We start from the raw sequence: 6932 nt of genomic DNA, 5'->3' as shown, positions 1-6932 counted from the left end.
GCTATTTATATTTTCTATTTCATTGAAATCATTTGTATTTTTACATTATAAAACTTACAAATGGCAAAAGACTTAAGTAATTATAGAAAATCATACGAAAAGCAAGAACTTTTAGAAAGCAATTGCCCAGAGAATCCTATGGAACTTTTTCAAACATGGTTTAAAAATGCAGATGAATCTGAAACTGTAGATGAAACAAATGCCATGAATATATCTACAATAGGTAAAGATGGTTTTCCTAAAAGTAGAATTGTACTACTAAAAAAAATTACTTGGGAAGGTTTTATATTTTACACTAATTACACTTCTGAAAAAGGACAAGCAATAGAAGCAAACAATAACATTTGTCTTTCGTTTTTTTGGCCAGGTTTAGAACAACAAATCATAATTAAAGGTAAAGCAGAACACCTGCCAGAAAATTTATCTGATGGCTATTTTGAATCTAGACCAGATGGCAGTAAACTTGGAGCTTGGGCATCAAACCAAAGTACTGTAGTATCTTCTAGAGAAGAACTAGAAAAGAATTTAGACATGTTTGAAAGAAATTTTGAAGGCAAAGAAATACCAAGACCAAAACATTGGGGAGGCTATCTTACCAAACCAATTTCTGTAGAATTTTGGCAAGGAAGACCTAACAGATTACATGATAGAATAAGATATACTTTACAAAAAGATTTTTCTTGGAAATTAGAAAGATTAGCCCCGTAAATATTTATATTTACAATTCAATATCAACCCAATGAAAACATTATATATAGTTCGTCATGCAAAATCATCTTGGAAATATTCAGGAATAGATGATATAGACAGACCATTGAAAAAGAGAGGTATAAAAGACGCTCACTTGATGTCTAAGGTACTTAATAAGATGGTTGATAAACCAGATGTTTTTATCTCTAGTAGTGCGAATAGAGCCTTGCACACAGCTGTTATTTTCTGTGAAAATTTTGGGTTTCCTCATTTTAACCTACAAATTAAAAGACAATTGTATAGTTTTAGCGATGGTTACCTTGTAAAAACCGTTAATGCTTTAGATGATGGTTTTAATTCTGCAATTATTTTTAGTCACGATCATGGTATTAATACCTTCGTAAATGAGTTTGGTAACAGACCAATTGCTCATGTAACAACCTGCGGAATTATAGGTATTAAATTCAAAGAAAAACATTGGAAAAATATCAGAAGAGGAGAAACTTTTCTTGTTGAATTTCCAAAAAATCATAAATAAACTCCCTTGTTAGAAATAAAAAAATACGGAGCTATAGACATTGGTTCTAATGCAATACGTTTGCTAATTGCCAATGTAATTGTAAAAGATGGTAAAGAACCTCAATTCAAAAAATCGTCTTTAGTTCGTGTACCTATTCGTTTAGGAGCAGATGCTTTTGTTAGTGGTGTTATTAGTGAAGAAAATACCACAAGAATGATAGAAGCCATGAACGCTTTTAAACTTTTAATGAATGTGCATAAAGTAGAACGTTATAAAGCGTGTGCAACATCTGCAATGAGAGAAGCAACTAATGGTTCTGAAGTTGTTCATAAAATAGAGAAAGAAACAGGAGTTAAAATTGATATTATTGGTGGTAAAGAAGAAGCAAGTATCATTTCATCTACAGATTTGAATGAACTGATTCAGGGTAACAACTCTTATTTGTACGTTGATGTTGGTGGTGGAAGCACAGAGTTTACCGTTTTTTCTGAAGGTAAGATCATCACTTCTAAATCCTTTAAAATGGGTACTGTACGTTTGCTGAACAATAAAAAATCTGTAAATAAAGAGATTTTTGCAAGCGTAGAGAAATGGATTCATAAGAACACCAAAGATCTTAAAAAATTGTCTTTAATTGGTTCTGGAGGAAACATCAACAAATTGTTCAAAATGTCTGGTAGAACCGAGGGCAAACCTATTTCTTACATTTATTTAAATGCCCAATATCAATTCTTAAAAAAGATGAGCTATCAAGATAGAATTGTAGAATTAAGCTTAAACCCAGATAGAGCAGATGTTATTATACCTGCAACTAAAATCTATTTATCTGCTATGAAATGGAGTGGAGCCAGAAAAATTTATGTTCCAAAAATTGGTCTTTCTGATGGTATAATTAAAAGTTTGCACTACAACAAATTATAAATTATAATATTTCCTAAAAATTTATAAATGTTTTTAGTACATTTGGCACACTGTATTTACTATAAATAAAGACTTTGATTAATGATTATCCCAATGAAAAAAATTGTATTTAGTGCTGCTTTCATGTTGTTAGCAACTGTTGCTTTTGGACAAGATTTACCTGATAATCCAGAACCAGGAAAGTGTTACGTACGTTGTAAAACTCCAGACATTTATAAAAACGAAACTATTAACATCGCTGTTTCTCCAGAATACAAAAAGATTGTTTCTTTTCCTGCAGAATACGAAACTGTAGAAGAAAGAGTATTAGTTAGAGAAGCTGGTGAAGAAATTTTAATTGTACCTGCAGTTTGGGGAACTCAAGAAGTTACTTACTACGAAAAAGAAGATGGTACAAAAATAGAAATTGAAAAAGCAAGTTTTTTACAAGGATTTGAAACAGTAGAAACTAGAGCAGCTACTGCAAAATGGGAAATGAGTGAAAAATTACCTGATTGTGAATCTAGTAATCCTGATGATTGTAGATATTGGTGTTATAAACCAGTACCAGCTGAATTTAAAACAATGCCTGTTGAGAAATTAGCAAGTGATGCTTCAGTAAATAAAATACGTATTCCTGGTGTTACAAAAACATATACTAGAAAAGTAATGGTAAAACCACCATCTACTTCTGTAGTTAAAACTGAACCAGAATACATTACTATTAAAAAGACAGTGTTAGTTAGAGATGCAAGAACTGAAGAAGTAGTTGTACCTGCTGTATACAGATCTATTACAAAACAAGTATTGGTAGAAAAAGGAGGTTTATCTTCTTGGAAAGCTGTAGACTGTTCTTTAATTGACAATACTCCATTACCAATTAACTGGGATTTTTCTAGTGCAACTTTAAACGAAGGTGCAAAACAAATTATAGATGCTAGATTATTACCAATCGTTAAAGATGGTGTAGCTGTATTCATCGAATCTCATACAGATATGAGAGGAACTAAAAGAGACAATCAAGAATTATCAGACAGAAGAGCAAAAGCAGTAACAGATTACTTAATTTCTAAAGGAATTAATGCTACTCAATTATATGCTAAAGGCTTTGGTGAAACAAGATTACTTAACAAATGTGCTGATGGTGTTGTTTGTTCTGAGTCTGAACATGCAGTAAATAGAAGAACTACCTTTAGAGTAGTGAATCAGAAATAAAGAAAAAATAAAGAATAAAAAAACCGAAGTAAAATTTACTTCGGTTTTTTTTGTGTCTTGTTCGTTCTAATTAAAATTTCTGAATTACAGACTGTATAAAAGGATAGTAATACTCAGTCATGATATAACCGCTTTTTTCAGCTATTTTTCGACCTCTGTGATTTACAAAAATTAAAGTCGGAAAAGAATTTACTTTAAACTTCTTTTTTAAATACAAATTCTCACTCAGCTTATCTTGAGTTAATAAATCTTGCTGTCTAGGTATATCTACCTCTAACAAAATTAATTCCTTGTCTGAAAATTCCTTGAACTTTTCTGTGTGAAATAATTCCTTGTCCAAACGAATACATGGTCCACACCAATCTGAACCTGTAAAATACATAAGAACTGGTTTGTTCTCTTCTTTAGACCTTTTTAAGGCCTCTTTGTACGTTAACACCCAATTCAGACGATCTGAATTAATGTCATTAATAGCTAATTTCTCTGTTTTAGTTTCCTGTGGGTAAGTCAATAAAATTGCAAAAACGCAAAGTAGGGGAAACATTACTTTTTTCATCATAATGTGTTTTTAAATTTATCAAATGTATCAAAAAAAATCGAAAAATTGCAAATTATGAAATCAAACCATCTAGAAAGTAATGATATCACTAAAATTAAATGGCGTTTTTAGCTATGGAATTCATTATGAGATTATTAAACTTAACGTCTTCATTATTTAAAAATTTAGTTTCAATTTCCAAATAAGAAAGTTGATTAACTTTATTTTGTAATCGAGTATAATCTTTCTCTGTGGTAAGAATTAATTTATGCTCAGCATCAATTTTCTCAAGCGCAACCTGAATATCATTGATATCCTTATTACTAAATTGATAATGATCTGAAAAATTTAAATGTGTGTATGCAATATCATTTGAAGTCAAAAACTCCAATAAAGGTGTAGGATTTGCAATACCTGTAACCAACAAGAGGTGTTTATTTTTTAATTCATTAATGGTATAATTATAATGACCAGAAATTTTATTAGCATAACTTATTGAACTGAAAAAAACAGGTTTATTATAAATTTGTAATTGCTTGATAATCTCTTTTTGCTTTGAACTAGACAATTCTTTAGGGCATTTAGTAACTACAATTACATCAGCTCTTTTAGCTCCTACCCTACTTTCTCTTAGATTACCTGTTGGTAATAAATAATCATTCGTAAATATATCATTAAATTTCGTTAGTAAAATATAGTAACTACCCTCAACTTTTCTATGCTGATAAGCATCATCTAACAAAATAACTTCTGGCGATTTTGTTTTTAATAAAGTTTTTATGCCTTCCACTCTTTTTTCACAAACAGCAACAATTATATTTTCAAATTTTTTAAAATATTGCAATGGTTCATCTCCTACATCTAATGAAGTATGTGTATCATTTGCTAAAATATAGCCTTTCGTTTTCCGGCCATAACCTCTACTTAAAATGGCAATTTCAGCTTTCTCTTTTAACAACCTCGTTAAATATTCTATTTGTGGAGTTTTACCTGTACCTCCAACACTTAAATTACCAACAACAATTACTGGCAAAGAAAACTTAGTAGATTTGAAAACTTTTTTCTCAAATAATAAATTACGAATTGCTGTAATTAGATGATAAACAACTGCAATTGGGAACAATAAAAATCGAAGAAATTTCATTGCAGTAAAAATACATTAAAAATGTTAACTTTGATTTTCAATAATTTGATAAATGACTATTAAAGACGTTACAAATCACATAGAAGAATTAGCCCCATTAGCCTATGCTGAATCTTTTGATAATGTAGGATTATTACTAGGAAATTATAATACAGAAATAACTGGAGTACTGGTAGCTTTAGACACATTAGAAGATACAGTAAACGAAGCGATTGCTAAAAACTGTAATCTAATTGTTAGTTTTCATCCTATTATTTTCGGAGGATTAAAGAAAATAAATGGCAATTCTTATGTAGAAAGAGTAGTTCTTAAAGCCATTAAAAATGACATTGCCATTTATGCTACTCATACAGCTTTAGATAATTCTAAATATGGAGTATCAGCTAAAATGTGCGAAGTACTAGGTCTACAAAATACTAAGGTTCTAATACCTAAAAAAGGAATTATTAAGCAATTAAATACCTATGTACCAAAAGATAAAGCTAATGACGTAAGAGAAGCCCTTTTTAAGGTGAATCAAAATAATATTGGTAATTACGATAGTTGTTCTTTTAGTAATTTAGGAGAAGGTACTTTTAAGGGAAATGAAAAATCTAACCCCACTTATGGTGAAAAGGGCAAATTGCATTCTGAAAAAGAAACCAAAATATCTATTGTCTTTGAAAGTAAAGACGAAAAAGCGATACTGAATGCTTTGAAACAAAATCATCCTTATGAAGAAGTGGCTTACGAAATTGTATCTACAGAAAATGTTCACGAAAATATTGGAATGGGTATGGTTGGCGAATTAAAAACTGAAATGGATGAACAAGCATTTTTGAAGTACCTCAAAAAGACAATGCAAACAGATTGTGTTAGACACTCAGAATTACTTTCTAAAAAAATAAAAACAGTAGCTGTTTTAGGTGGCTCAGGAAGCTTTGCTATAAAGAATGCAAAAATTGTTGGAGCAGATGCTTACGTAAGTGCAGATTTTAAATATCATGAGTTTTTTAAAGCCGAAAAGAAGATACTTTTGGCAGATATTGGGCATTATGAGAGTGAACAATTTACAAAAAACCTTTTGGTTGATTATCTTACAAAAAAATTTAGTAATTTTGCAATCATTTTATCAGAAAAAAGTACAAATCCTATACATTATATATAAACATGGCAAAGAAGAAAGAAGTTTCGGTTGAAGAAAAATTAAGAGCTTTATATGATTTACAATTAATAGACTCTAGAATTGACGAAATTAGAAACGTAAGAGGAGAATTACCTTTAGAAGTTGAAGATTTAGAAGATGAAGTTGCTGGTTTAAATACACGTATTTCTAATTTAGAAAAAGATGTTTCTAGCTTAGAAACAGATATTAACAATAAAAAGTTAGCCATTGATGAGTCTAAATCATTAATGAAAAAATACGAAGAGCAACAGCAAAAAGTTAGAAATAACAGAGAGTTTGATTCTTTATCTAAAGAAATCGAATTTCAAGACTTAGAAATTCAATTAGCAGACAAAAGAATTAACGAGTTTAAAGCAAAAATTGCTCAGAAATTAGAAGTTATCGATGCTACTAAAGAAAAATTAGCAAAGCAAGAACAACACTTAGGACACAAAAAGTCTGAATTAGATGCAATTTTAAAAGAAACTGAAAAAGAAGAATCTCTTTTAATTGAAAAATCGAAAGAGTTTGGTGAGTCTTTAGACAAGCATTTATATTCTGCTTACAATAGAATTAGAACTAAAGTTAAAAACGGTTTAGCTGTAGTAGCCATAGAACGTGGCGCTTCTGGTGGTTCTTATTTTACAATTCCGCCTCAAGTTCAATTAGAAATTGCAAATAGAAAGAAAATTACAATTGACGAACACAGTGGGCGTATCTTAGTTGATGCTGCATTAGCTGAAGAAGAAAAAGAAAAAATGGATAAGTTATTTTCTTAGTC

Annotated in this window: 8 protein-coding genes; 6 read left to right on the top strand and 2 right to left on the bottom strand. The window is 30.1% G+C overall.

The features are described from left to right. Positions 1-60: 60 nt before the first annotated feature. The 4 genes from pdxH (at position 61) to V7R38_RS12975 (ending at position 3325) form a co-directional block, all read left to right on the top strand. Complete coding sequence (pdxH, locus tag V7R38_RS12990; RefSeq protein WP_334059064.1) at positions 61-708, top strand: pyridoxamine 5'-phosphate oxidase; 648 nt, start codon at positions 61-63, stop codon at positions 706-708. Positions 709-739: 31 nt separating this feature from the next. Further along, complete coding sequence (locus V7R38_RS12985; RefSeq protein ID WP_015480685.1) at positions 740-1228, top strand: SixA phosphatase family protein; 489 nt, start codon at positions 740-742, stop codon at positions 1226-1228. Between the two features lie 6 nt (positions 1229-1234). Next, the gene (locus tag V7R38_RS12980; RefSeq protein ID WP_334059062.1) at positions 1235-2131 is read left to right on the top strand and encodes a Ppx/GppA phosphatase family protein; all 897 of its coding nucleotides are present in this window, start codon (positions 1235-1237) and stop codon (positions 2129-2131) included. A gap of 93 nt (positions 2132-2224) precedes the next feature. Further along, a complete protein-coding gene (locus tag V7R38_RS12975; RefSeq protein WP_041383871.1) occupies positions 2225-3325 on the top strand; it encodes an OmpA family protein in 1101 nt (366 codons plus the stop codon). A 70-nt stretch (positions 3326-3395) separates the two neighbouring features. On the opposite strand, the gene V7R38_RS12970 is transcribed toward V7R38_RS12975, so the two are convergent. Continuing rightward, complete coding sequence (locus tag V7R38_RS12970; protein ID WP_015480688.1) at positions 3396-3884, bottom strand: thioredoxin family protein; 489 nt, start codon at positions 3882-3884, stop codon at positions 3396-3398. 94 nt (positions 3885-3978) lie between these two features. Then, positions 3979-5007, bottom strand: a complete 1029-nt coding sequence (lpxK, locus tag V7R38_RS12965) for a tetraacyldisaccharide 4'-kinase (RefSeq protein ID WP_334059059.1) — start codon at positions 5005-5007, stop codon at positions 3979-3981. A gap of 52 nt (positions 5008-5059) precedes the next feature. Here lpxK and V7R38_RS12960 point away from each other — a divergent pair, with 52 nt between their 5' ends. Together V7R38_RS12960 and V7R38_RS12955 are read left to right on the top strand one after the other, a co-directional pair. Further along, positions 5060-6154, top strand: a complete 1095-nt coding sequence (locus tag V7R38_RS12960; RefSeq protein WP_334059057.1) for a Nif3-like dinuclear metal center hexameric protein — start codon at positions 5060-5062, stop codon at positions 6152-6154. Positions 6155-6156: 2 nt separating this feature from the next. Then, complete coding sequence (locus V7R38_RS12955; RefSeq protein ID WP_015480691.1) at positions 6157-6930, top strand: zinc ribbon domain-containing protein; 774 nt, start codon at positions 6157-6159, stop codon at positions 6928-6930. Positions 6931-6932 lie beyond the last annotated feature (2 nt).

Source organism: Polaribacter sp. P097, from assembly GCF_036864555.1.
Taxonomy (GTDB): Bacteria; Bacteroidota; Bacteroidia; order Flavobacteriales; family Flavobacteriaceae; genus Polaribacter.
The sequence above is the reverse complement of the archived record's forward strand: the minus strand, read 5'-3'. Positions and strand labels throughout refer to the sequence as shown.